Genomic DNA, 22,139 nt, shown 5'->3' on the forward strand with positions numbered 1-22,139 from the left:
CCCACACATGGCGGGTTATCAGGGCCGGAGCAATATTCCTGTTAGCGGCAATACTGGCGGAACAGACGCGCCAGTTGCGCACCCATCGGCGATAGCATGGTGCCTTTGCGTTGTATGAGATAGAACGATGCCTTGGGCAATTGCTGCTCCAGTTCTATCTCCACCAGATGTGAACCCAGTACGGACGCATTGAGCACATCGCGGGAGAGTGCGCAGAGAAAATCCGTTTTTATCACCAGGCTGATGCATGATGTCAGGGTTTCGCAGGTAACGCTGACCTGGGGGGCGTGCGGCATGGTCGCGAAGATATCGTACAGGTATTTGTAGTAACTGCTACGCGGGGTGGGCATGGTCCACTCACAGTCGATAAGTTCTTCCAGCGTGCGGGCATGGCGCATCGGATGATCGCGGCGCGCCACCACGCAATATTCCTTTTCCATCAGTTTTTCGTATAACAATTCGTTATCAAAGGATGAGCCGGTGTAGGTGTTAATGGTGAAATCCAATTCCCCTTGCCTCAACTCATGGATCATCGCCACCAGCTGGCCTTCGGTGATACGCAGTTTCACCTGGGGATATAGACGGTGGAAACGGGTGACGATCTCCGGCATCACGGTGTGGGCGATACTGGCGCCGATGCCAATGTTGACCCGGCCGCTGGCCTGCCCCAGCCGTTGTTGGATGTCTTCCTGGGCGACGCGCAATTCTTCCAGAATCAGGCTGGCGTGACGGAAATAGGCCTCGCCGCAATCGGTCAGTACAACCCCATGGCTGTGGCGTAGAAACAGCCGTGCACCCAGGCAGGCTTCCAGCTCCTTAATCGACTTGGTCAGCGCCGGTTGGGAGACATTCAGCGTGCGCGAAGCTGCACGGATGCTGCCGTGTCGCGCTACCGCCACAAAGGACTGTAACTGGTGCAGTTTGATGTTCGAAGCCACCTCTCCTCCTGATAACCATGAGTTATCAAACCAAAGTTCCTGGCATCTTATCTACCCTGGTGGGTTTGTGTACATTTTTTTAAATCATGACCTCCGCCGTGGGGCGGGATGTCGCTTTACGTCGCGGTTATCGCCTCTGTCGTCAACCGCGCAATCACGCCAGAGAGAGTCCTATGCATTCAGACGCCATTTATTCCGCACTGTCGCAACAGATTGAACCGCTTATTCCCGAACTCACCGCATTTCGCCGTGATTTACATAAATTCGCTGAATCCGGCTGGCTTGAGTTCCGCACCTCTACGTTGGTGGCGGAGCGGCTGCATCGCCTGGGGTATGACCTCAAGCTTGGGCGCGAGGTGATAGCGGCGGACGCCCGTATGGGGCTGCCGTCGGAAGCGGTATTGAAAGCGCAGGAACAGCGGGCGCTTGAGCAGGGCGCGCTGCCACAGTGGCTGCCCTATTTTTCCGGCGGTTTTACCGGCATCGTGGCGACGTTGGAAACCGGACGTCCGGGGCCGGTGTTGGGGTATCGCGTCGATATGGACGCGCTCGATCTCAACGAGCAGTTGGATAGCGAGCACCGCCCGTTCCGCGACGGCTTTGCGTCCTGCAATGCCGGCATGATGCACGCTTGCGGCCACGACGGCCATACCACTATCGGGTTGGGGTTGGCGGCAGTGCTGATGGCGATGCGCGAGCAGCTGTGCGGCACCATCAAGATTCTGTTCCAGCCGGCTGAAGAGGGCACTCGCGGCGGCAAATCCATGGCCGAAGCCGGGGTGGTCGACGACGTGGATTACTTTACCGCCATCCATATCGGCACCGGTATTCCGGCCGGCCAACTGGTGTGCGGCAACGATACGTTTATGGCGACCACCAAAATCGATGTCACCTATCGTGGGGTCGCCTCTCACGCAGGCGGGCGACCGGAAGAGGGGCGCAATGCGCTGCTGGCGGCGGCGCAGGCGACGCTGGGGTTACATGCGATCCCTCGCCATAGCGGCGGCAGCTCCCGCATTAACGTGGGTGTGTTGCAAGCGGGAACCGGGCGTAACGTGGTGCCGTCGAACGCCATGATGAAAGTGGAAACCCGCGGTTCGACTAATGACGTCAATGAGTTCATCTATCAGCAGGCGCTGCAGGTGATTAACGGCGCGGCGGCGATGCACGGGGTGTCGGTGGATATCAGGCTGATGGGCGCCGCCCAATCCAGCCAACCCAGCCCGGAATGGGTGGCGTTCATCCACCGCCAGGCGGAGCAGGTGCCGGAGCTGAACAGTATTATCGATCGCAAAGACGGCGCGGCCGGTTCCGAAGACGCGACCTATCTGATGGAGCGCGTCAAGGCGCACGGCGGCCTGGCGTCTTACGCGATTTTTGGTACCGATTTGAGCGCCGGGCACCACAACGAGAAGTTCGATTTCAACGAGAGCGTGATCCCGGTGGCGGTGAAAACGCTGGCGCTGCTGGCGCTCAATATAAAACAGTATGGAGCCTGAACATGACGCAGCCGATTGTCGATTTCGTCAATGACGCCGTGGATGGAGTTCAGCCGCTGCTGGCGGCGATTGCAGATGATATCTGGGATCATCCTGAGACCCGGTTTACTGAACACTATTCGGCGGAGCGGCTGGCGGGATGCCTGGCAGCGGAAGGGTTCGACGTACAACGCGGTATTGCCGGTATGGCAACCGCGTTTGTCGCCAGCTTTGGTGCCGGCAAGCCGGTCATCGCGTTGTTAGGTGAGTTCGACGCGCTGGCGGGGTTGAGCCAGCAGGCCGGCTGCGCGGTGCAGGCGCCGACGCAGCCGGGCGGTCACGGCCACGGCTGCGGGCATAATCTGCTTGGCACTGCCGGACTGGGCGGCGTACTGGCGGTGAAAGCCTGGCTGGAGCGGCACCCGCAGGCGGGCACCATCCGCTTTTACGGTTGCCCCGGCGAGGAGGGCGGTTCCGGCAAGACGTTTATGGCGCGCGAAGGGGTCTTCGATGATGTGGACGCCGCGCTGACCTGGCACCCGGAGACCTTCAGCGGCATGTTCTGTACGCCGACGCTGGCCAACATTCAGGCGGCATTTCGCTTTAAAGGTGTGGCGGCGCACGCTGCGGCTGCACCGCATTTAGGGCGCAGCGCGCTGGATGCGGTCACGCTGATGAACACCGGCGCCAACTTTTTACGTGAGCACATCATTCCTGAAGCCCGTTTACATTATGCCGTCACCGATACCGGCGGCCATTCGCCCAACGTGGTGCAGGCCGATGCCGAGGTGTTGTATCTGGTGCGTGCGCCGCAAGTGGATCAAGCGCAATCGATTTATGAACGGGTGGTGAGGATCGCCCAGGGTGCCGCGCTGATGACGGATACCCAACTGACGGTACGTTTTGAGAAAGCTTGCTCCAACTATGTGCCCAACCTGACGTTGGAGCGCGCGATGTACGGTTATGTGCAGGCGTTTGGCGTGCCGGCATACAGCGAGCAGGAACAGGCGTTCGCCCAAGAGATTTACCGCACGCTGAGCGCCGAAGACATCGTCAGCAATATGGCGAGCATCGAGCGTACCGGTGGCGCGGCCGGGAAAGCGTTCAGTCAGGCGCTGGCGGGTAAAGCGCTGATTGACGCCGTAGCGCCTTACGCGCCGACCAGCGCCATTCTGCCCGGCTCTACCGATGTGGGCGACGTAAGCTGGCTGGTGCCGACCGCCCAGTGTTTCAGCCCATGTTATGCGCTGGGGACGCCATTGCATACCTGGCAGGCGGTGTCGCAGGGCCGGACATCGCTGGCGCATAAAGGGATGGCGCTGGCGGCCAAGGTGATGTCGGCGACGGCATTGGCATTGTTCACCGACAGCGCGCTGTTGGCGGCCTGTCGTCAGGAGTGGCGGGCGCAGCGGCAGGCGGTGCCCTATCGCTGTCCTATTCCAGATGGCGTGGCGCCATCCCCGTTGAAAGGGTGAGTTTTCACCTGAACGGCAATCGTTTGCCTGTTGCGTCCGTTCCCGCGGCAGGCGACGGCATCAGGCGGGAGTCCGTCTGATAACGACATAAAAAATATACAAAAACAATCAATGAATACATTTCAGTACAGAGGGTAAATCAATGAGTGTGACAGCGGAATCAAGCCATTCTCAGCCAGGGAAGCTATTCCAGTGGGTGGAGCGTGTCGGTAATAAAATTCCTAATCCGTTCCTGTTGTTTGTCTACCTGATTATTGCGTTGATGCTGGCCAGCGCCCTGTTTTCCTGGCTTGGCATTAAAGCGATTAACCCCGCCAATGGTGAGGTGGTGAAGGTCAAAAACCTGATCAGCGTGGAAGGGATGCAATGGATATTGCCTAACGTTATCAAGAATTTTAGTGCCTTTACGCCGTTGGGCGCCATTCTGGCGTTGGTGCTGGGGGCGGGCCTGGCGGAGCGCGTGGGGCTGTTGCAGGCGCTGATGTATAAGATGGCATCCCGGGTTAGCGCCCGTTACGCCAGCTATATGGTGTTGTTCATCGCTTTTTTCAGCCATATTTCATCCGACGCCGCACTGGTAGTGATGCCGCCGTTAGGTGCGCTGATCTTTCTGGCGGTCGGGCGCCATCCGGTGGCGGGACTGCTGGCGGCGATCGCGGGCGTGGGCTCCGGTTTCACCGCCAACTTGTTGATCGTCACCACCGATGTGCTGTTGTCCGGGCTGAGTACCGAGGCGGCGAAGGCGATTAATCCGGCGATACACGTCAGCGTTATTGATAACTGGTTTTTTATGGCGACATCCGTCGTCGTACTGACCATCGTGGGTGCGCAGTTGACCGACCGTTTTATCGAGCCCCGTTTGGCGCCGTGGAGCGGCGAAAGCAATGAGCACCTGTCCAAACTGACGGCAGAGCAGAACCGTGGGCTGCGCGCCAGCGGTATTGCGGCGCTGGTGTTCATCGCCATCGTGGCGGCGCTGGTGGTGCCGGAGTGGGGCCCGCTGCGCGATCCGGTGAAGCATACCGTGATGCCATCGCCGTTCATTCAAGGGATCGTGCCGCTGATTATCCTGTTTTTCTTCGTGATCTCTATTCCCTACGGCATGGTGACTGGCCAGATAAAATCCCAGAATGATCTGCCGCAGCTGATGGTGGATCCGATGAAAGGCATGGCCGGCTTTATCGTCATGGTGTTTCCGTTGTCCCAGTTCGTAGCGTTCTTCAACTGGAGCAATATGGGCAAGTTCATGGCTATCGGTCTGACCAACCTGCTGGAGTCCTTGGGCATGACCGGCGTTCCCGCGTTTGTCGGGCTGGTTTTCCTTTCGGCGTTCTTGTGCATGTTCATCGCCAGTGGCTCCGCCATTTGGTCGATCCTGGCGCCGATCTTCGTCCCCATGTTTATGCTGCTGGGGTTCCATCCGGCGTTCGCGCAGATCGTGTTCCGCGTGGCGGATTCCTCGGTGATCCCGCTGGCGCCGGTATCGCCGTTTGTGCCGTTGTTTCTTGGATTCTTGCAGCGTTACTACAAGGATGCGCGCTTAGGCACCTATTACTCGCTGGTGCTGCCGTACCCGATCGTGTTTTTTGTGGTTTGGCTGCTGTTGCTGGTGGCGTGGTATCTGGTCGGGTTGCCGATTGGCCCGGGCATTTACCCACATTTGTAACCGTCGTATCGCATTGGCATTGATGAAAAACCGGCGGTGTCCTCCGCTGGTTTTTCACTATTATCAAGGGATTATGTTTTTATTTTCGGGTATTCGGTATTTTTTAATTTAAATCGCTTGCTATTTAATATTGAGCAATATAAATTGCTTGCCATGAATACGAAAGACACCCAAACATTGCCCGCGTCGCTGAGCGACGAAGCCTACCGGCTGGATGGTCAACTCTGTTTTGCGCTTTACTCCGCCAATCTGGCGATGAATAAGCTGTATCGCCGGCTATTGTCGTCACTCAACCTGACCTATCCGCAGTATCTGGTCATGCTGGTGTTGTGGGAGCGTGATGGTTTGACGGTATCCGAATTGGGCGAACGCCTGTTTCTGGATTCCGCCACGTTGACGCCATTGCTCAAACGGCTGCAAAGCGCCGGGTTGGTGGTGCGCCAGCGAGGAACGGAAGATGAACGTCAGGTCATGATTTACCTGACGGATGCAGGCCGTGCGTTGCAACAGCAGGCCAGGGCAGTGCCGGAAGGCGTATTTTGTGCATCGGAGTGCAGCGTAGAGCAATTACGCGCCATTAAGCAGGAACTGGAAACATTGCGTGCCAGGCTGTTCATGCATACCTGAATTGCCGGACGAGAGGAGGCTCGTAGGCGTATTTTCTACGGGCTCCGGGATATCAAGAGGCGTGTTTTTTTATCCAATTAAGTAGCGCGCGATTTAATAGTGAATTAATTTTCATGTTGTCTGAATCTAAATAATGAGGAGTATCACCATGTCTATCGAAAAAGTTCTTTATGTTGCTCATGCCCAGGCTAATGGCGGTCGTGATGGTCGTGCGGTGTCTTCGGATGGTCAGTTGGACGTCAGATTGACCACGCCGCGTGAGCTAGGGGGCGCGGGCGGAGAGGGCACCAACCCGGAACAGCTGTTCGCTGCGGGCTATTCGGCCTGTTTTCTCGGCGCGCTGAAGTTTGTCGCTGCGCGCGACAAAGTATCGATTCCGGCGGGCACGGCCATCAACGGTAGTGTCGGTATCGGCGCGATCCCAAGCGGGTTCGGCATTGAGGTTGAACTGAAGATTTCGCTGCCGGGGCTGGAGCGTGCGGTCGCGGAAGATCTGGTTCAGAAAGCACATATCGTTTGCCCGTATTCCAATGCGACGCGCGGCAATATCGACGTCACGCTGACACTGATTTGACCCCCGTTAAACGGTGATAAACCGAGAGAAAAATGCGCATAACTGACGCTGTTGTGAGCAATCGGTTCAAAAGTGGAAAAAAATGGCTTGCCATGCTGTGAAAAGCGGTCCATAATTGCGGCCATTCCAAACGCCTTCAAGTGTTAAAGCCTTTTTAATCAAAGAGTTAAATGCTTGAAGGTGCTTGAATCACCTCAGTACGCGGGAATAGCTCAGTTGGTAGAGCACGACCTTGCCAAGGTCGGGGTCGCGAGTTCGAGTCTCGTTTCCCGCTCCAAATTTTTTCTAGTCGGTCTCTTTTATCTCCTATTCGATAAAAATACAAAAATTTAACCTATCTGTTTGGTTTACTTAGCGTTTCATATATTATTTTCGCCATTGACTCCTGCTGTCTTCGGTGATGCTTATGACGCCTGTTCTGCTGCTTGACGCCCGTGCGGATGAAATCCGTGACCCATTACATGCGATGATGCCCGATTTGCCATTGGTGATCGGATCCGGCGATCCTCAGGAGGCGGCCGGATGTGATATCTGGATCGGCGAGCCGGATAAAGCGGCGGCTTTGCTGGCGCAAGGTGTCAAGCCGCGGTGGTTGCAGTCCACCTGGGCGGGCTATAAGCCGCTACTGGCGGAAACCTTCCCTCGGGATTACCGTTTGAGCCGCGCTGTCGGCGTATTCGGCCAGGCTATTGCGGAGTACGTGCTGGCTTATTTGCTGCAGCATGAACATCGCCTGCCGGCCCGCTGGCAGCACCAGCAGGCCGGTGTGTGGGAAAAAAGATTGCCGGGTTCTTTATATGGACGTCGGGTATTGATCGTTGGAACCGGAGATATCGGGCGTGAGGTTGCGGCATTCTTGCAACCGTTTGGCGTCGTGTTGACCGGCATTGCCTCGACACCGCGGTCATTGTCGGCGTTTGAACGTATCGATGCTCTGGATCGCCTGAAAGAGGCGGTCCGGGATGCGGATTACGTGATTAATATCCTGCCGGATACGCCAGCGACAACCGACGTCTATCATGCGGACGTCTTTTCCGCGATGAAGCCTTCGGCTCTGTTTATCAATGTCGGCCGGGGTAGCGCGGTGGTGGATGAGGATCTTTGCACTGCGCTGAAGGCGGGGCAAATTGCTGGAGCGGTACTGGATGTATTTCGTCAGGAGCCGCTGCCGTCGGCACATCCTTTCTGGCATACACCTAACCTGTTTATTACGACGCATATTGCCGGGCCGTTGGTTCCTGCCAGGCTGGCGCGTTTGTTCCTGGAAAATCTGCCTCGTTTTCAGGCTAATCAGCCGCTGATGGGAGAGGTGGATTTTTCCAGAAGCTATTGAGGCGGGTTAAACTATCGTCATTCAGGCAGGAAGTGAAAAATCCTTCTTGCCTTGGCATGTCGATTGGTTCATAATGCTGCCCTCTTCGCGAGAATTCTTATTAAAACACAGTAAAATCAATAGATTATCTGTATTTTATTAAAACTTTCAAGATTGCGGCTTTTAACTTGATTTTGGTTAGAAAGCGACAATACTTGAATGCTGTTGTATGCGGGAATAGCTCAGTTGGTAGAGCACGACCTTGCCAAGGTCGGGGTCGCGAGTTCGAGTCTCGTTTCCCGCTCCAATCATTTTTTCGTTTCTCTCTCTTGATTCACATCATGCGATGTTGTCGCAAGATTCGTATCGTTTTAAACAGAGTTATCCACAGGCTGTCAATGCGGGCATTCGGCCGTCAATATCGACCGTGATGAAACGTGTTTGTTCATCTTTTTGAAATATAAATAAAATTTTATAATAAAAAACGCTATCTGGATCACTTGAACTTTTTGTGATGATTGATTGACAACGCATTTTTAAATTTATGCACAGCGGTGAAAATCCGTGGATATCTGTCTCCGCCATGCTCAAGCATCCCGCGGGAGCCCTTTTTCGATGGCGCGGATTAGTCGCTTTTTTTGCGCCGGCTGAACATCGATCGTCTGTTGGCTTCGCTTTTCCAACTGTTGCGATAGCGCCCAATTTATGTGTTCATCCAGTAGCGGGTGTTCTCCCAACCTTGCCTGTAGCGCCAGTACGATGTGATCTTTGTAAGGGGCGTTGCCCAGTGCGACGGCAATATTACGTAGCCAACGCAGATGTCCAATACGGCGAATGGCCGAGCCTTCCGTTACTTGTAGAAAACGCCCTTCATTCCATTGGAACAGCTCCAACAGTTCAGGGGTATGCAGCGCTTTCCTGGGACTGAAATCGGGTTCGTCGGTCAGTGACGAAAATCGGTTCCAGGGGCAAATCAACTGGCAGTCGTCGCAGCCGTAAATGCGGTTTCCCATTAATGGGCGGAGTTCTATAGGGATAGCGCCTTCCAGTTCAATAGTCAGGTAGGAGACACAGCGTCGGGCGTCAATGGTGTAGGGCGCGACGATGGCGCTGGTCGGGCAGGTGGTCATGCAGGCAACGCATTTACCGCAGCTTTCTTCGACGGGAGCGTCCGTCGGTAACGGCAGGTCGATCAGCAGTTCACCAAGGAAAAACCAGGAGCCGGCGTTGCGATTCATCACCAGTGAGTGCTTACCCACCCATCCCAGCCCGGCTTTGGCTGCTAGCGGCCGCTCCATGATGGGGGCAGAGTCGACGAACGGTCGAAATTGCAGTTCGCCGCAATGCGTCTGAATTCTATCACCCAATTTTTTCAGCCGTTGACGCAGCAATTTATGGTAATCCCGCCCCAGCGCATAACGGCTGACATAACCCAGCAAGGGGTTTTTCAACGTACTGGCAAAAGCCGCCTTCGCGGGCAGATAATTCATGCGTACACTTATTACACGTAATGTGCCTGGCAGCAGTTCGTGCGGACGGGCTCGCATCATACCGTGGCGAGCCATCCATGCCATTTCGCCGTGATACTGCTTATCCAGCCATGCCTGTAAGCGAGGCTCTTCATGGGACAAATCGGTATCGCAGATGCCTACCTGCTGAAAACCGAGTTCTTGTCCCCATTGCTTGATAAGTTGTGCCAGTTCATTGAGATCGTAGGGGTATGTCATGACGGACCGTAACAAAATGCAGTTCTCTTCCATATTACCACATTCCATATTTCGGGCTGACTGGCTGCGACGCGAAGAGGCAAACGCGGCCAGAGACGCGGGCGTGTCGCTGTATACCCTGATGGAACGCGCCGGTCATGCGACGTTTAATCTGATTCGGGCGTGTTACCCACAGGCGGGGCGCTGGCTGGTACTGGCAGGACATGGTAATAACGGCGGCGACGCTTACGTTGTGGCGCTGTTGGCGCGTCTGGCGGGGATAACAGTAACGGTGATCGCTTGTACAAGCAGTAAGTCGTTACCGGAAGAAGCGGCGCGGGCGCAGCAACAATGGCGGGCGGCGGGCGGCGACGTATTGATGCCGGACGCCGCGTGGCCGCAGGAGGTCGATGTGATTGTCGACGGTTTGCTGGGTACCGGTCTAGCCGCTGCGCCTCGTGCGCCTTACGACGAGTTGATCGATGCCGCCAACGCACATCCGGCGCCGGTCGTAGCGTTGGATATTCCCTCCGGGCTGAATGCGGAAACCGGTCATGCCGAAGGCGCCGTCATTCGGGCGGAGCACACGATGACGTTCATTACCTTAAAACCGGGGTTGTTGACAGGTATGGCGCGCGATTGCACAGGGCGACTTCATCATGATGACCTCGGGCTGACGGCCTGGGTGGCAAGACAATCAGCGCCGCTGCAACGTTTGACGGCCGAGTACCTGACGACATGGTTGAAACCCCGTCGTCCCGGGGCGCATAAAGGCGAGCATGGTCGTTTGCTGATTGTCGGTGGGGATGAGGGAACCGGCGGCGCTATTTTTATGGCTGGCGATGCTGCATTGCGCAGTGGGGCAGGGCTGGTGCGAGTGCTTACTCACAAAAATTATCTGGCGGCGATTCTGGTTTCGCGGCCTGAATTAATGGTACAGGAGCTGACGCCGGAATCCGTCCGGCAGGGGCTCGAATGGGCTGATGTGGTGGTCATCGGGCCCGGATTAGGGCAGCGCGAATGGGGCCGAACCGCGCTTAGGATCGCTGAAAATTGTAACAAATCCATGTTATGGGATGCGGATGCGCTCAACCTGCTGGCAATCAGTCCTTATAAACGTCAGAATCGCGTCTTGACTCCCCATCCCGGAGAGGCGGCCCGTCTGTTAAACTGCCGGATTGCCGATATTGAGAGCGATCGTTTGCTGGCCGCCGCAAAACTGGTGAAACGTTATGGTGGCGTGGTGGTACTGAAAGGCGCCGGTACGGTTATCGCCAGCGAGCAAGGGGCGATGTCCATCGCCGATGTGGGGAATCCCGGTATGGCGACCGGCGGTATGGGCGACGTGCTTTCCGGGATCATCGGTGCGTTGCTGGCCCAGGGGCTACCGTTGTATGACGCGGCTTGCGCCGGATGTGTGGTGCACGGCGCATCGGCGGACTGGCTAGCGCATCAGCAAGGTACGCGCGGGATGTTGGCGACCGATTTAATGGCAATATTGCCGAAGTATGTGAATCCTGAACGGATACCTTTAGAAAAGACAGAATGAGCACGCTTTTGTTACCTCTGCCGGATGAGGCAGCCACTACTGCACTGGGCGCATTGCTGGCACGAGCCTGCGATCGTGCATCGATTATCTATTTGTTTGGCGACCTGGGCGCGGGAAAAACGACGTTGAGTCGGGGATTCCTGCAAGCGCTGGGCCATCAGGGTAATGTAAAAAGCCCGACCTATACGCTGGTGGAGCCTTATGCGTTGTCGCCGCGTCCGGTTTACCACTTTGATCTTTATCGTCTTGCCGACCCGGAAGAGCTGGAGTTCATGGGGATCCGCGACTATCTGTCGCAGGATGCGATTTGCCTGATTGAATGGCCTCAGCAAGGAGCCGGCGTGCTGCCGACGGCGGATGTCGAGTTGCACCTTAACTACGATGGGCGCGCTCGGCAGGCAGAGATCCATGCCGTGTCGGCTTATGGCGCACGGATTGTTAAGCAGTTGGCCGGGCAGGCAATGTCATGAGGTCGGGGGTTATGAAGGCGTTGCTGGGCGGGTTATTACTGCTGGCATGGCCGCTTTGGGCGGCGACTCTCACCGATATTCGCGTAAATAATGCCTCGACGGAAGCTGTGGTGACGTTGAGTTTCAGCGGGCCGCCGGTATATGAATTTTCTTCCCTGAGTAACCCGAACCGGGTGGTGATCGATATCAGCCAATCCGGCATGGTTCAAGGGCTGCCGCTGGCGTTTAGCGGCCAGAATATTATCTCCAGAATTCGCTCCAGTAAGGCCAGGGAGCCTGGCAACCTGCGGTTGGTGCTTGATCTGACGCAAAAAGCGCAGACCAGAGCGCAAAAGGAGAAAAGCGGCGGCGGTTATAACGTGGTGCTGAACGTGATTGGCGAACGTAAACCGGTAGCCAAACCACCGGTATCCACCTCCTCCCGTAGCGCTGTCATCACCGGGCGCAATCCGCTTACCGGTAAGACGGCAGATGTTTCTTCGTCGCGTGTTGCCGCCGAGCCGGTGAAAGCCTCCGTTCGCGGTGGGCGCGGAGAGCGGGTTACTGTGGCGATTGATGCGGGTCACGGCGGGCAGGATCCTGGTGCTACCGGGCCCAACGGCCTGTATGAAAAAACGGTGACTATTGCGATTGCCCGTAAACTTAAGGCGCTGATGAGTAGCGATCCGGACTTTAAACCGGTGCTGACCCGTGATGGGGATTATTTTATCTCGGTGATGGGGCGCTCTGAAGTTGCCCGCAAGCAAGGGGCCAATCTGCTGGTGTCCATCCATGCGGATGCGGCTCCCAACCGCGGCGCGACGGGCGCATCGGTGTGGGTATTGTCCAACCGGCGCGCCAACAGCGAGATGGCGAACTGGCTTGAACAACATGAGAAGCAATCCGAATTACTGGGTGGCGCAGGGGATCTGCTGGCGAACAGCGCTGCCGATCCTTACCTGAGCCAGGCGGTGCTGGATTTGCAGTTCGGCCATTCTCAGCGTGTGGGTTATGACGTGGCGGTGAAAGTGTTGCGTGAGTTGCAGCGCGTCGGCAGCTTGCATAAACGGCGACCGGAACATGCCAGCCTTGGCGTGTTGCGTTCTCCGGATATTCCTTCACTGTTGGTGGAGACCGGCTTTATTTCCAATCCGAGTGAGGAGCGGCTGCTGGGGAGCAGTGAGTATCAGGAAAAGATTGCCAATGCTATTTATCAGGGGTTGCGCAGTTATTTCCAGGCTCATCCGTTGCAAAATATCCCAAAGCAGGAAAACCGGCCGCAAGCGTCGTCGGTGGTTAACACCCCCGCGTCTGCGCCGGTAAAGTCGGCAACGCCCGCCGTGAGGAATGACGTGGTAACTCAGCGTCATACGGTGGTGCGCGGTGAAACCTTGTCCGGCATCGCTGCGCAGTATGGCGTCAGCATGTCCACCCTTCGTGACCTCAACAGCCTGAAAAACGATGTGGTGTGGGTTGGACAACGGCTGAAAATTCCTGGTAAGGCCTCGACGCCAGGCGTAACGAAAACGCCTCCCGCATCCAAAAAAAGCGCCGTGGTGATTAAACATAAAGTGATGCGTGGCGATACGCTCAGCGCCATTGCGGTGCGTTATGGCGTGAGCATGAAAGAGATCCAACAGGTGAATAATATGACTTCCGGCACTGTACAACTCGGGCAGACGTTGGTCATACCCTCCACGTGATGCCGACAGTGCTTGATGTCGACCAGGTTAAGGAGCACCCATGCCGATTCAGGTTTTGCCTCCCCAGTTGGCCAACCAGATCGCCGCTGGCGAGGTTGTCGAGCGCCCCTCCTCTGTTGTGAAAGAGTTGGTTGAGAACAGCCTGGATGCCGGCGCGACCAAGATTGATATTGAAATCGAACGGGGTGGAGCCAGGTTAATTCGTATCCGCGACAATGGTTCTGGCATTGGTAAAGCAGATTTGACGTTGGCGCTGGCGCGCCATGCCACCAGCAAAATTGCGACGCTGGATGATTTGGAAGCTATTGTCAGCTTAGGGTTTCGGGGTGAGGCGTTGGCCAGTATCAGCGCGGTATCGCGTTTGACGCTGACGTCGCGCACGGCGGATCAGACGGAAGCCTGGCAGGCGTATGCGGAAGGCCGAGAAATGGCGGTGACGGTAAAGCCTGCCGCGCATCCGGTCGGCACGACGTTAGAGGTGCTGGATCTGTTTTACAACACGCCGGCGCGTCGTAAGTTTCTGCGTACCGAAAAGACCGAGTTTATGCATATTGATGAGGTGGTGCGCCGTATCGCGCTGGCCCGTTTTGATGTGGCGTTCAATCTCCATCATAACGGCAAGCTGGTGAGGCAGTACCGTGCGGCGACCGATCCTTCACAACAGGAACGGCGGCTTGGCAGTATTTGCGGCGCTGCGTTCCTACAACATGCGCTGGCGGTTTCTTGGCAGCACGGCGATCTCAATATTCATGGTTGGGTGGCTGATCCGGCTGGCTCCCGTCAGTTGCCGGAGATGCAATACTGCTATGTCAACCAGCGTATGATGCGTGACAGATTGCTCAATCACGCTATTCGTCAGGCATATCAGGATCAACTGCACGGAGAACAACAGCCTGCCTATGTGCTGTATCTGGATGTGGATCCGCATCAGGTGGATGTGAATGTGCATCCCGCAAAGCACGAAGTGCGCTTTCATCAGGCGCGTTTGGTGCATGATTTCATCTATCAGGCGGTCATGTCTGTATTGCAGCAGGCGTCTTCACCATCATTGAACAGCGGTTCCGGTGCGTTGAGCGAAGGGCATTGGCAGCAGGAAAACCGGCAGGCGGCAGGGGAAAATCATTTCGCTCGGCCTGCGGCTGCGTCTTCGAACGGTAGATCTCCGTCTGGCAACGCCAAAGAACCGCAGGCGTTTTCCTGGCAACAGGATGGTGGTTATCAGAAGCGGCAAGGCAAGCTGTATCAACAATTGCTGCGGCCGGCGGCACCGCCGCGCGAGGCGGAGCATGCGTCATCAATACAGCTAACCGGTCCATTGTCTTCGACCGCGCCAGAAACGCTCCCTTTGCCGGTTTCTGAGCCGCTGGAAGGTCATGCTCTGGGGCTTGGGCGCGTGCTGGCGATACATAATGGCCGTTACGCTTTGGTTGAACATCGGCAGGGCATTGCGCTGTTGTCGTTGACGGCGGCAGAACGATATGTGCATCAAGCGCAATTGACGCCGTCCGAAGCTGGGTTGCGACCGCAGCCTCTGCTCATTCCGCAGCGTTTATCCCTTGAGAAGGCCGAGCGTGACGCATTACGACGTCAGCAGCCGTTGTTGACCCGCTTTGGCATTGACGTTGCGTTGGAGCCGACATCGGCGACGTTGAAGGCTGTGCCTTTACCTTTGAGACAACAAAATTTACAAAACTTGATTTCCGACCTGTTAGGCTATTTGACCGATTGCGGCCATGCTGAACCTGATACGATAGCCGCGTGGATAGCCAGTCGGTTACAGGTAGAAAGAGCGGACTGGAGCATCGCGCAGGCGGTGCAATTGCTGGCTGAGGTCGAGCGTTTGTGCCCCATGTTGGTGAAAACGCCGCCGTCAGAATTGTTATATGTGATTGATATGAGTCCTGCTATCAGGGCGTTACAGCATGACTGAATATAAAACGGCGGGGAATCCGCCTGCCATTTTTATTATGGGGCCGACCGCCTCGGGAAAAACTGCGTTGGCGATGGCATTGCGCCAGCATCTTCCCGTCGAGTTGATCAGCGTGGACTCCGCTTTGATCTACCGGGGAATGGATATCGGCACCGCTAAGCCTACCGTGGCGGAGCTGGCGCGGGCACCGCATCGGTTGATCGATATCATCGACCCTGCGGAATCCTATTCCGCCGCAGATTTTCGCCGGGATGCGTTACAGGCGATGTCGGAAATTACGGCTGCCGGCCGTATTCCGTTATTGGTGGGCGGGACTATGCTTTATTTCAAGGCATTGCTTGAAGGTTTGTCTCCACTGCCTTCTGCGAATCCGGATATTCGGCGGGAGATAGAAGAAAGAGCGAAGACAGAAGGGTGGGAAGCGTTGCATCGCCAATTGCAGGAAATAGACCCGGTGGCGGCAACTCGGATTCATCCAAATGATCCTCAGAGACTGTCTCGGGCACTGGAAGTTTTTTTCGTTTCAGGTAACACTTTAACTGAGTTGACAAAAACATCCGGCGATGCACTGCCTTATCATGTTCATCAGTTTGCCATTGCGCCAGCGACGCGAGAATTGCTGCATGAACGGATAGCGTTGCGGTTTCGGCAGATGTTGGCGGCAGGTTTTGAAACTGAGGCTAGGGTCTTGTTCGCTCGTGCAGATCTCCACCCAGCCTTGCCTTCTATCCGTTGCGTCGGTTATCGCCAAATGTGGTCATATTTATCCGGCGAGATCGGTTACGATGAAATGGTCTATCGCGGTATCTGTGCAACCAGACAGTTGGCGAAGCGCCAGATGACTTGGTTGCGTGGTTGGGAAGGCGTTTGCTGGCTTGACAGCGATAGCCCTAGTGATTCGTTGCACAGGGTGGTTGAGGTTGTTAGTGCATAGGTTGGTCGATTGTGTACAATCGACTGATTCTCGGCACAAAATTTTTATAACGTTATTTTAGGGCCGAAAAGCTCTTTGTTACAAACAACAAGCAAATAAGGAAAATATAGAATGGCTAAGGGGCAATCTTTGCAAGATCCGTTCTTGAACGCACTGCGTCGCGAACGTGTTCCGGTTTCGATTTATCTGGTCAACGGCATCAAGTTGCAGGGGCAGATTGAATCTTTCGATCAGTTTGTAATTCTGCTGAAGAATACGGTTAGTCAAATGGTATACAAGCATGCCATTTCCACGGTGGTTCCATCTCGCCCGGTATCGCATCACAGCAATAATCCTGGCACCAATAACTATCATGGTAATAATCAGGCCGCTCAGCAGCAGCCGCAACAGGATAGCGATGACGCCGAATAAGGCGCCATTCAGGTTTACCACGGCAGGAAAAGCCGCTTATCCGACGTTTTCCTGTACCGTGGTTGTGTCTTTTTTCTAAGAGGGTGTCCGGTTGTTTGACCGTTATGAAGCCGGTGAACAGGCCATACTAGTTCATATTTATTTTTCTCAGGAGAAAGATACGGAAGACCTACAGGAGTTTGAGTCTCTGGTGTCTTCCGCCGGGATTGAGGCGTTGCAGGTCATCACCGGCAGCCGAAAGGCGCCACACCCTAAGTATTTCGTCGGCGAAGGCAAGGCAGAGGAAATTGCTCAGGCAGTAAAAACTACAGGTGCCTTTGTCGTTCTGTTCGATCATGCATTGACACCAGCGCAAGAACGAAATCTTGAGCGTCTTTGTGAATGTCGAGTTATTGATCGCACTGGGTTGATTTTGGATATTTTTGCCCAGCGCGCACGCACTCATGAAGGCAAATTACAGGTAGAGCTGGCTCAATTAAGGCATTTGGCAACACGTCTGGTTCGTGGCTGGACGCACCTTGAACGCCAGAAAGGGGGGATAGGGTTGCGTGGTCCGGGTGAAACCCAGCTTGAAACCGACCGTCGCTTGCTGCGTAATCGAATCAGCCAGATATTGTCCCGCCTGGAAAAAGTGGAAAAACAACGTGAACAAGGACGGCGTGCGCGCACTCGGGCCGATGTTCCCACGGTTTCTTTAGTTGGATATACCAACGCCGGAAAATCCACGTTGTTCAATAATATGACTGCCGCTGGCGTCTATGCCGCCGATCAGCTGTTTGCTACGCTGGATCCTACTCTACGCCGTATCGAAGTAGAAGATGTGGGCGACACAGTTCTGGCGGATACCGTCGGGTTTATCCGACAATTGCCCCATGATTTGGTTGCGGCTTTTAAAGCTACGTTGCAGGAAACGCGAGAAGCCACATTATTGCTGCACATCGTTGATGCGGCTGATTCGCGCGCGAGCGATAACATTCAGGCTGTTAATGATGTGCTGGCTGAAATTGAAGCGGATAAGATTCCGGTTCTGTTGATAATGAATAAGATCGACATGTTGGAGCAGTTTGAGCCGCGTATCGATCGTAATGAAGATAACCTGCCGATCAGAGTGTGGTTGTCTGCCCAAACTGGTGAAGGTATTCCTCTTTTATTTCAGGCACTTTGTGAAAGGCTTGCTGGGGAGATCGCGCATTACTCCCTGCATTTGCCGCCACAGGCGGGTCGTTTGCGAAGTCGCTTTTATCAGCTCCAGGCAATAGAGAAAGAATGGATTGAAGAAGATGGCAGTGTTGGTTTGGTTGTAAGGATGCCCATCATTGACTGGCGGCGCCTGTGCAAGCAGGAGCAGGAATTGCAAGATTACATTGTTTGAGTGGTGTGTGCAGTTTTATGACTCTGGGACATTGACCCCGAAAGATACCTATCATAATGAATGGAGCTAAACATGGCGTGGAATCAGCCCGGTAATAACGGACAGAACCGCGACCCGTGGGGGAGCAGCAATAACAATAGCGGCAACTCTGGCGGAAACAATAATAAAGGTGGGAAAGATCAGGGGCCTCCTGATCTTGATGATATCTTCCGTAAACTGAGCAAGAAGCTTGGTGAAATCGGAGGTAACAGGCCCTCTGGCGGTAGTGGTCAAACCGTTGGCAATAGCGGTCGGGTTGCTGGGCTGGTGATTGCTGCTCTGGTGGTTATCTGGGGGGTTACAGGCTTTTATACCATTAAGGAAGCCGAACGTGGTGTTGTGACCCGCTTTGGTAAGTTCAGCCGTATTGTTGAGCCTGGCCTTAACTGGAAACCGACGTTTATCGATTCTGTACGCGCAGTGAATGTTGAGGCTGTGCGTGAGCTTGCGACATCCGGCGTGATGCTGACTTCTGATGAGAATGTGGTTCGCGTTGAGATGAATGTTCAGTATCGCGTTACTCAACCAGACAGATATCTTTTCAGCGTCACTAATGCGGACGATAGTCTGCGCCAGGCAACCGACAGCGCGTTGCGTGGCGTTATCGGCAAGTACACGATGGATAAGATCCTGACGGAGGGGCGTACCATTGTACGTACCGATACTCAGCGTGTTCTTGAAGAAACAATCCGCCCTTATGATATGGGTATCACCCTGTTGGACGTGAACTTCCAGACGGCGCGACCACCTGAAGAGGTTAAGGCGGCGTTTGACGATGCTATTGCTGCTCGGGAGAACGAACAACAGTACATTCGGGAAGCGGAAGCGTATGCCAACGAAGTTCAACCACGAGCTAACGGCCAGGCCCAGCGCATTCTGGAGGAATCCCGAGCCTATAAGGAACGTACTATTCTGGAAGCCCAAGGGGAAGTGTCGCGCTTTGCTCGGTTACTGCCTGAATATAAGGCCGCGCCTGAAATCACCCGCCAGCGTCTCTATATTGAGACCATGGAGCGCGTTCTGAGTCACACCAGTAAAGTTTTGGTCAGCGATAAGGGAAATAATCTGATGGTGTTGCCTTTGGAGCAGATCCTGCGGGGGCAAAATATCGCGAGTGGCGCATCAACGGGCAGTAATGTTGGAACTGCAACGCCACTGCGCCAGCCTTCGGGCTTGTCCGGCGGTAATGCTGGTACGACTTATACGCCACGCACTAGTAATGGCAGCATCATGGATCAGCGTCGGGCTAACGCTCAACGCGATGAGAGCACTCGAAGCGGGAGAGAATAATCATGCGTAAGCCAATACTCTTTATTCTTGTTCCGTTACTGTTAGTGGTCTATGCCTCTTTGTTTGTTGTTCAGGAGGGGCAGCGTGGGATCGTGATGCGTTTTGGTAAAGTTCTGCGTGACGACAACAATAAGCCGTTGATCTATGCGCCGGGCTTGCATATGAAGATTCCGTTTCTGGAGTCAGTAAAAACGTTGGATGCCCGTATCCAGACAATGGAAAATCAGGCTGATCGTTTTATTACCCGAGAACAAAAGGACTTAATCGTTGATTCCTATATTAAATGGCGTATCAGCGATTTCAGCCGTTACTATCTGGCAACCGGCGGGGGGGATGTTTCACAGGCGGAAGTGCTGCTAAAACGCAAGTTCAGTGACCGTCTGCGTTCGGAGATTGGCCGCCTTGATGTTAAAGGGATTGTGACCGATTCTCGTGGGCAGTTGATGTCTGATGTGCGTGAAGCACTGAATACGGGCACTGGAGAGACGTCAGAAGCTGATAATGCCATTGCATCTGCTGCTGCTCGTGTAGCGAGTGAAACCAGTGGTGATATGCCTCGAGTCAACCCGAACAGTATGGCTGCATTGGGGATTGAAGTGATTGATGTCCGCATCAAACAGATCAACCTGCCGACTGAGGTTTCCGACGCTATTTTCCAGCGTATGCGTGCTGAGCGTGAAGCGGTGGCGCGTCGCCATCGTTCTCAAGGCCAGGAGCAGGCCGAGAAGATTAAAGCAACTGCCGATTACGAGGTGACTCGTACATTGGCGGAAGCGGAACGTCAGGGGCGCATCCTACGTGGTGAAGGCGATGCTGAAGTGGCCAAACTGTTTGCCTCTGCATTCAGCCAGGATCCTGATTTCTATAGCTTCATCCGTAGCCTGCGTGCTTACCAGAACAGTTTTAATAGTTCTAATCAGGACGTACTGGTGTTGAGTCCGGACAGCGATTTCTTCCGTTATATGAAAGCGCCGGAAAAAACGATGCCTTCCCGATAAGCCGTTTTTTGTCACTATAAAGCCCGTTTTTACGGGCTTTTTTCTGTCTGGAGTTTTTATGAGCGCAACTATCTGGCTGGCGTTAGGGCTGGTGATGATTATGGAAGGCTTGGGACCATTGCTGTTTCCACGCATCTGGCGTCGAATGATCCTGGCGATGGCACAGTTGCCGGACAACATTTTGCGTCGGTTTGGTGGAGGAATTGTGGTTGCCGGCGTTGTCATCTACTACATGTTGCGTAGCCGTACTGGTAGCTGAATTTCCCGCCCAAAATGTGCGCAATCGTGTGCTAAAAGTACTGAAAGGCCGAAGATGAGATGTTAGAATCCTTTTTTAACCAATCTGGTGATTCTTGAGATGGGTAAGAACGTTGTCGTACTGGGCACCCAATGGGGTGACGAAGGTAAAGGCAAGGTCGTCGACCTGCTGACTGAACGGGCCAAATATGTTGTGCGCTACCAAGGTGGCCATAATGCTGGTCATACTCTGGTTATCAACGGTGAAAAAACCGTTCTCCATTTAATTCCCTCAGGTATTCTGCGTGAAAATGTCATCAGCATCATCGGTAACGGTGTGGTGCTGGCTCCTGACGCTTTCATGAAAGAGATGACGGCGCTAGAAGCTCGTGGTGTCCCGGTTCGCGAACGTCTGCTTATTTCGGAAGCGTGTCCGCTGATTCTGCCGTATCACGTCGCTCTGGATAATGCTCGTGAAAAAGCGCGCGGAGCGAAAGCTATTGGCACCACGGGGCGTGGCATCGGCCCTGCGTATGAAGACAAGGTTGCGCGCCGTGGTCTGCGCGTCGGTGATCTTTTTGATAAGGAAAGCTTTGCCGCCAAGCTGAAAGACATTCTGGATTACCATAATTTCCAGCTGGTTCATTATTACAAAGTGGAAGCGGTGGACTACCAGAAGACCCTTGATGATGTACTGGCGGTGGCGGATATCCTGACGTCCATGGTTATCGATGTTTCCGATCTGCTATACAAGGCTCATGAGCGTGGCGATCGGGTCATGTTCGAGGGGGCGCAGGGAACACTGTTGGATATCGATCACGGTACCTATCCGTATGTGACGTCGTCCAACACCACTGCGGGTGGTGTGGCGACCGGTTCTGGCCTGGGGCCGCGTTATGTGGATTATGTACTGGGTATCGTCAAAGCGTATTCGACCCGAGTAGGTGGTGGTCCGTTTCCTACCGAGCTGTTTGATGACGTTGGTGAGTATCTATCTCAGAAAGGTAACGAGTTCGGCGCCACTACTGGCCGTCGTCGTCGTACTGGCTGGCTGGATGCGGTTGCTGTGCGTCGTGCTGTGCAGATTAACTCCCTGTCCGGATTCTGTATGACCAAGCTGGATGTGCTGGATGGTCTGAAGGAAGTAAAAATCTGTGTGGCGTATCGTACTGCAGATGGCAAAACGATAGATGTGACGCCGTTGGCTGCGGAAGGTTGGGAAGGTCTAGAGCCGGTGTATGAGTCACTGCCGGGTTGGTCTGAAAGTACTTTCGGTGTGAAAGATTACAATCAATTGCCTCAGGCGGCACGTAACTACATTAAGCGTGTTGAAGAAGTTACTGGTGTCCCGGTTGATATCATCTCCACCGGCCCGGATCGTGAAGAGACCATGATTCTGCGTGATCCGTTTGACGCCTGATTGACATCGTAGTCATAAAAACAAAGGCGGG

The 22,139-nt window shown here is 54.7% G+C and carries 20 protein-coding genes and 2 tRNA genes; 19 read left to right on the top strand and 3 right to left on the bottom strand.

Annotated features, from left to right (window positions below; genetic code table 11):
• Nucleotides 1-41: 41 nt before the first annotated feature.
• A complete protein-coding gene (locus HEP82_RS09340) occupies nt 42-938 on the bottom strand; it encodes a LysR family transcriptional regulator (RefSeq protein WP_192457829.1) in 897 nt (298 codons plus the stop codon).
• 173 nt (nt 939-1,111) lie between these two features.
• Here HEP82_RS09340 and HEP82_RS09345 point away from each other — a divergent pair, with 173 nt between their 5' ends.
• The 8 genes from HEP82_RS09345 to HEP82_RS09380 all read left to right on the top strand — a co-directional run bounded on the left by HEP82_RS09345 (nt 1,112) and on the right by HEP82_RS09380 (nt 8,377).
• A complete protein-coding gene (locus HEP82_RS09345) occupies nt 1,112-2,437 on the top strand; it encodes a M20 family metallo-hydrolase (protein WP_192457830.1) in 1,326 nt (441 codons plus the stop codon).
• 2 nt (nt 2,438-2,439) lie between these two features.
• Nucleotides 2,440-3,891 carry a M20 family metallopeptidase gene (locus tag HEP82_RS09350; RefSeq protein WP_192457831.1) on the top strand — a complete coding sequence of 484 codons (1,452 nt, stop codon included), beginning with the start codon at nt 2,440-2,442 and terminating at the stop codon, nt 3,889-3,891.
• A 142-nt stretch (nt 3,892-4,033) separates the two neighbouring features.
• A complete protein-coding gene (gene abgT, locus HEP82_RS09355; protein ID WP_192457832.1) occupies nt 4,034-5,557 on the top strand; it encodes a p-aminobenzoyl-glutamate transporter in 1,524 nt (507 codons plus the stop codon).
• A 153-nt stretch (nt 5,558-5,710) separates the two neighbouring features.
• Nucleotides 5,711-6,184, top strand: coding sequence for a MarR family winged helix-turn-helix transcriptional regulator (locus HEP82_RS09360; protein WP_192457833.1), 474 nt, complete (start codon nt 5,711-5,713; stop codon nt 6,182-6,184).
• 148 nt (nt 6,185-6,332) lie between these two features.
• Nucleotides 6,333-6,758 (top strand): organic hydroperoxide resistance protein, encoded by a 426-nt coding sequence (locus HEP82_RS09365; protein ID WP_192457834.1) that lies wholly within the window; start codon nt 6,333-6,335, stop codon nt 6,756-6,758.
• A gap of 201 nt (nt 6,759-6,959) precedes the next feature.
• Nucleotides 6,960-7,035, top strand: a tRNA-Gly gene (locus tag HEP82_RS09370).
• Between the two features lie 129 nt (nt 7,036-7,164).
• The gene (locus HEP82_RS09375) at nt 7,165-8,091 is read left to right on the top strand and encodes a D-2-hydroxyacid dehydrogenase (RefSeq protein ID WP_192457835.1); all 927 of its coding nucleotides are present in this window, start codon (nt 7,165-7,167) and stop codon (nt 8,089-8,091) included.
• Nucleotides 8,092-8,301: 210 nt separating this feature from the next.
• Nucleotides 8,302-8,377 (top strand) — tRNA-Gly (locus tag HEP82_RS09380).
• Nucleotides 8,378-8,451: 74 nt separating this feature from the next.
• On the opposite strand, the gene HEP82_RS09385 is transcribed toward HEP82_RS09380, so the two are convergent.
• Both HEP82_RS09385 and queG read right to left on the bottom strand, forming a co-directional pair.
• Nucleotides 8,452-8,655 (bottom strand): hypothetical protein, encoded by a 204-nt coding sequence (locus HEP82_RS09385; RefSeq protein ID WP_192457836.1) that lies wholly within the window; start codon nt 8,653-8,655, stop codon nt 8,452-8,454.
• A 2-nt stretch (nt 8,656-8,657) separates the two neighbouring features.
• Nucleotides 8,658-9,797 (bottom strand): tRNA epoxyqueuosine(34) reductase QueG, encoded by a 1,140-nt coding sequence (gene queG, locus HEP82_RS09390; protein ID WP_192457837.1) that lies wholly within the window; start codon nt 9,795-9,797, stop codon nt 8,658-8,660.
• On the opposite strand from queG, the gene nnr reads away from it, so the two are divergent.
• The 11 genes from nnr (at nt 9,796) to HEP82_RS09445 (ending at nt 22,108) form a co-directional block, all read left to right on the top strand.
• A complete protein-coding gene (nnr, locus tag HEP82_RS09395) occupies nt 9,796-11,325 on the top strand; it encodes a bifunctional ADP-dependent NAD(P)H-hydrate dehydratase/NAD(P)H-hydrate epimerase (RefSeq protein WP_192457838.1) in 1,530 nt (509 codons plus the stop codon). The genes queG and nnr overlap by 2 nt on opposite strands.
• Nucleotides 11,322-11,795, top strand: a complete 474-nt coding sequence (gene tsaE / locus HEP82_RS09400; RefSeq protein ID WP_192457839.1) for a tRNA (adenosine(37)-N6)-threonylcarbamoyltransferase complex ATPase subunit type 1 TsaE — start codon at nt 11,322-11,324, stop codon at nt 11,793-11,795. The genes nnr and tsaE overlap by 4 nt, the downstream gene beginning before the upstream one ends.
• Nucleotides 11,792-13,477, top strand: a complete 1,686-nt coding sequence (gene amiB, locus HEP82_RS09405; protein WP_192457840.1) for an N-acetylmuramoyl-L-alanine amidase AmiB — start codon at nt 11,792-11,794, stop codon at nt 13,475-13,477. Before tsaE ends, amiB begins: the two co-directional genes overlap by 4 nt.
• A gap of 40 nt (nt 13,478-13,517) precedes the next feature.
• Nucleotides 13,518-15,407 (top strand): DNA mismatch repair endonuclease MutL, encoded by a 1,890-nt coding sequence (gene mutL, locus HEP82_RS09410; protein WP_192457841.1) that lies wholly within the window; start codon nt 13,518-13,520, stop codon nt 15,405-15,407.
• A complete protein-coding gene (gene miaA, locus HEP82_RS09415) occupies nt 15,400-16,341 on the top strand; it encodes a tRNA (adenosine(37)-N6)-dimethylallyltransferase MiaA (protein WP_012764164.1) in 942 nt (313 codons plus the stop codon). Before mutL ends, miaA begins: the two co-directional genes overlap by 8 nt.
• Before the next feature lie 111 nt (nt 16,342-16,452).
• Complete coding sequence (gene hfq, locus HEP82_RS09420; protein ID WP_012764165.1) at nt 16,453-16,752, top strand: RNA chaperone Hfq; 300 nt, start codon at nt 16,453-16,455, stop codon at nt 16,750-16,752.
• A gap of 91 nt (nt 16,753-16,843) precedes the next feature.
• Nucleotides 16,844-18,124 carry a ribosome rescue GTPase HflX gene (gene hflX, locus HEP82_RS09425; protein WP_192457842.1) on the top strand — a complete coding sequence of 427 codons (1,281 nt, stop codon included), beginning with the start codon at nt 16,844-16,846 and terminating at the stop codon, nt 18,122-18,124.
• Between the two features lie 72 nt (nt 18,125-18,196).
• Nucleotides 18,197-19,453, top strand: a complete 1,257-nt coding sequence (gene hflK / locus HEP82_RS09430; RefSeq protein ID WP_192457843.1) for an FtsH protease activity modulator HflK — start codon at nt 18,197-18,199, stop codon at nt 19,451-19,453.
• A 2-nt stretch (nt 19,454-19,455) separates the two neighbouring features.
• Nucleotides 19,456-20,451: a protease modulator HflC gene (gene hflC / locus HEP82_RS09435; protein ID WP_012764168.1), complete on the top strand. Its 996-nt coding sequence runs from the start codon at nt 19,456-19,458 to the stop codon at nt 20,449-20,451.
• Nucleotides 20,452-20,509: 58 nt separating this feature from the next.
• On the top strand, nt 20,510-20,710 hold the full coding sequence (locus HEP82_RS09440) for a DUF2065 domain-containing protein (RefSeq protein ID WP_192457844.1): 201 nt from the start codon (nt 20,510-20,512) through the stop codon (nt 20,708-20,710).
• A 99-nt stretch (nt 20,711-20,809) separates the two neighbouring features.
• Nucleotides 20,810-22,108, top strand: a complete 1,299-nt coding sequence (locus HEP82_RS09445) for an adenylosuccinate synthase (protein WP_012764170.1) — start codon at nt 20,810-20,812, stop codon at nt 22,106-22,108.
• Nucleotides 22,109-22,139 lie beyond the last annotated feature (31 nt).

Source organism: Musicola keenii, assembly GCF_014855505.1.
In the GTDB taxonomy this organism is placed as follows: domain Bacteria; phylum Pseudomonadota; class Gammaproteobacteria; order Enterobacterales; family Enterobacteriaceae; genus Musicola; species Musicola paradisiaca.

Coding starts and splice junctions, on each gene's coding strand:
- hflC (WP_012764168.1), top strand. CDS start 19,456: ATGCGTAAGCCAATACTCTTTATTCTTGTTCCGTTACTGTTAGTGGTC.
- queG (WP_192457837.1), bottom strand. CDS start 9,797: ATGACATACCCCTACGATCTCAATGAACTGGCACAACTTATCAAGCAA.
- hflK (WP_192457843.1), top strand. CDS start 18,197: ATGGCGTGGAATCAGCCCGGTAATAACGGACAGAACCGCGACCCGTGG.
- mutL (WP_192457841.1), top strand. CDS start 13,518: ATGCCGATTCAGGTTTTGCCTCCCCAGTTGGCCAACCAGATCGCCGCT.
- nnr (WP_192457838.1), top strand. CDS start 9,796: ATGACGGACCGTAACAAAATGCAGTTCTCTTCCATATTACCACATTCC.
- HEP82_RS09345 (WP_192457830.1), top strand. CDS start 1,112: ATGCATTCAGACGCCATTTATTCCGCACTGTCGCAACAGATTGAACCG.
- HEP82_RS09365 (WP_192457834.1), top strand. CDS start 6,333: ATGTCTATCGAAAAAGTTCTTTATGTTGCTCATGCCCAGGCTAATGGC.
- HEP82_RS09440 (WP_192457844.1), top strand. CDS start 20,510: ATGAGCGCAACTATCTGGCTGGCGTTAGGGCTGGTGATGATTATGGAA.
- HEP82_RS09385 (WP_192457836.1), bottom strand. CDS start 8,655: ATGGCGGAGACAGATATCCACGGATTTTCACCGCTGTGCATAAATTTA.
- HEP82_RS09360 (WP_192457833.1), top strand. CDS start 5,711: ATGAATACGAAAGACACCCAAACATTGCCCGCGTCGCTGAGCGACGAA.
- tsaE (WP_192457839.1), top strand. CDS start 11,322: ATGAGCACGCTTTTGTTACCTCTGCCGGATGAGGCAGCCACTACTGCA.
- abgT (WP_192457832.1), top strand. CDS start 4,034: ATGAGTGTGACAGCGGAATCAAGCCATTCTCAGCCAGGGAAGCTATTC.
- amiB (WP_192457840.1), top strand. CDS start 11,792: ATGAGGTCGGGGGTTATGAAGGCGTTGCTGGGCGGGTTATTACTGCTG.
- HEP82_RS09445 (WP_012764170.1), top strand. CDS start 20,810: ATGGGTAAGAACGTTGTCGTACTGGGCACCCAATGGGGTGACGAAGGT.
- HEP82_RS09350 (WP_192457831.1), top strand. CDS start 2,440: ATGACGCAGCCGATTGTCGATTTCGTCAATGACGCCGTGGATGGAGTT.
- HEP82_RS09375 (WP_192457835.1), top strand. CDS start 7,165: ATGACGCCTGTTCTGCTGCTTGACGCCCGTGCGGATGAAATCCGTGAC.
- hfq (WP_012764165.1), top strand. CDS start 16,453: ATGGCTAAGGGGCAATCTTTGCAAGATCCGTTCTTGAACGCACTGCGT.
- miaA (WP_012764164.1), top strand. CDS start 15,400: ATGACTGAATATAAAACGGCGGGGAATCCGCCTGCCATTTTTATTATG.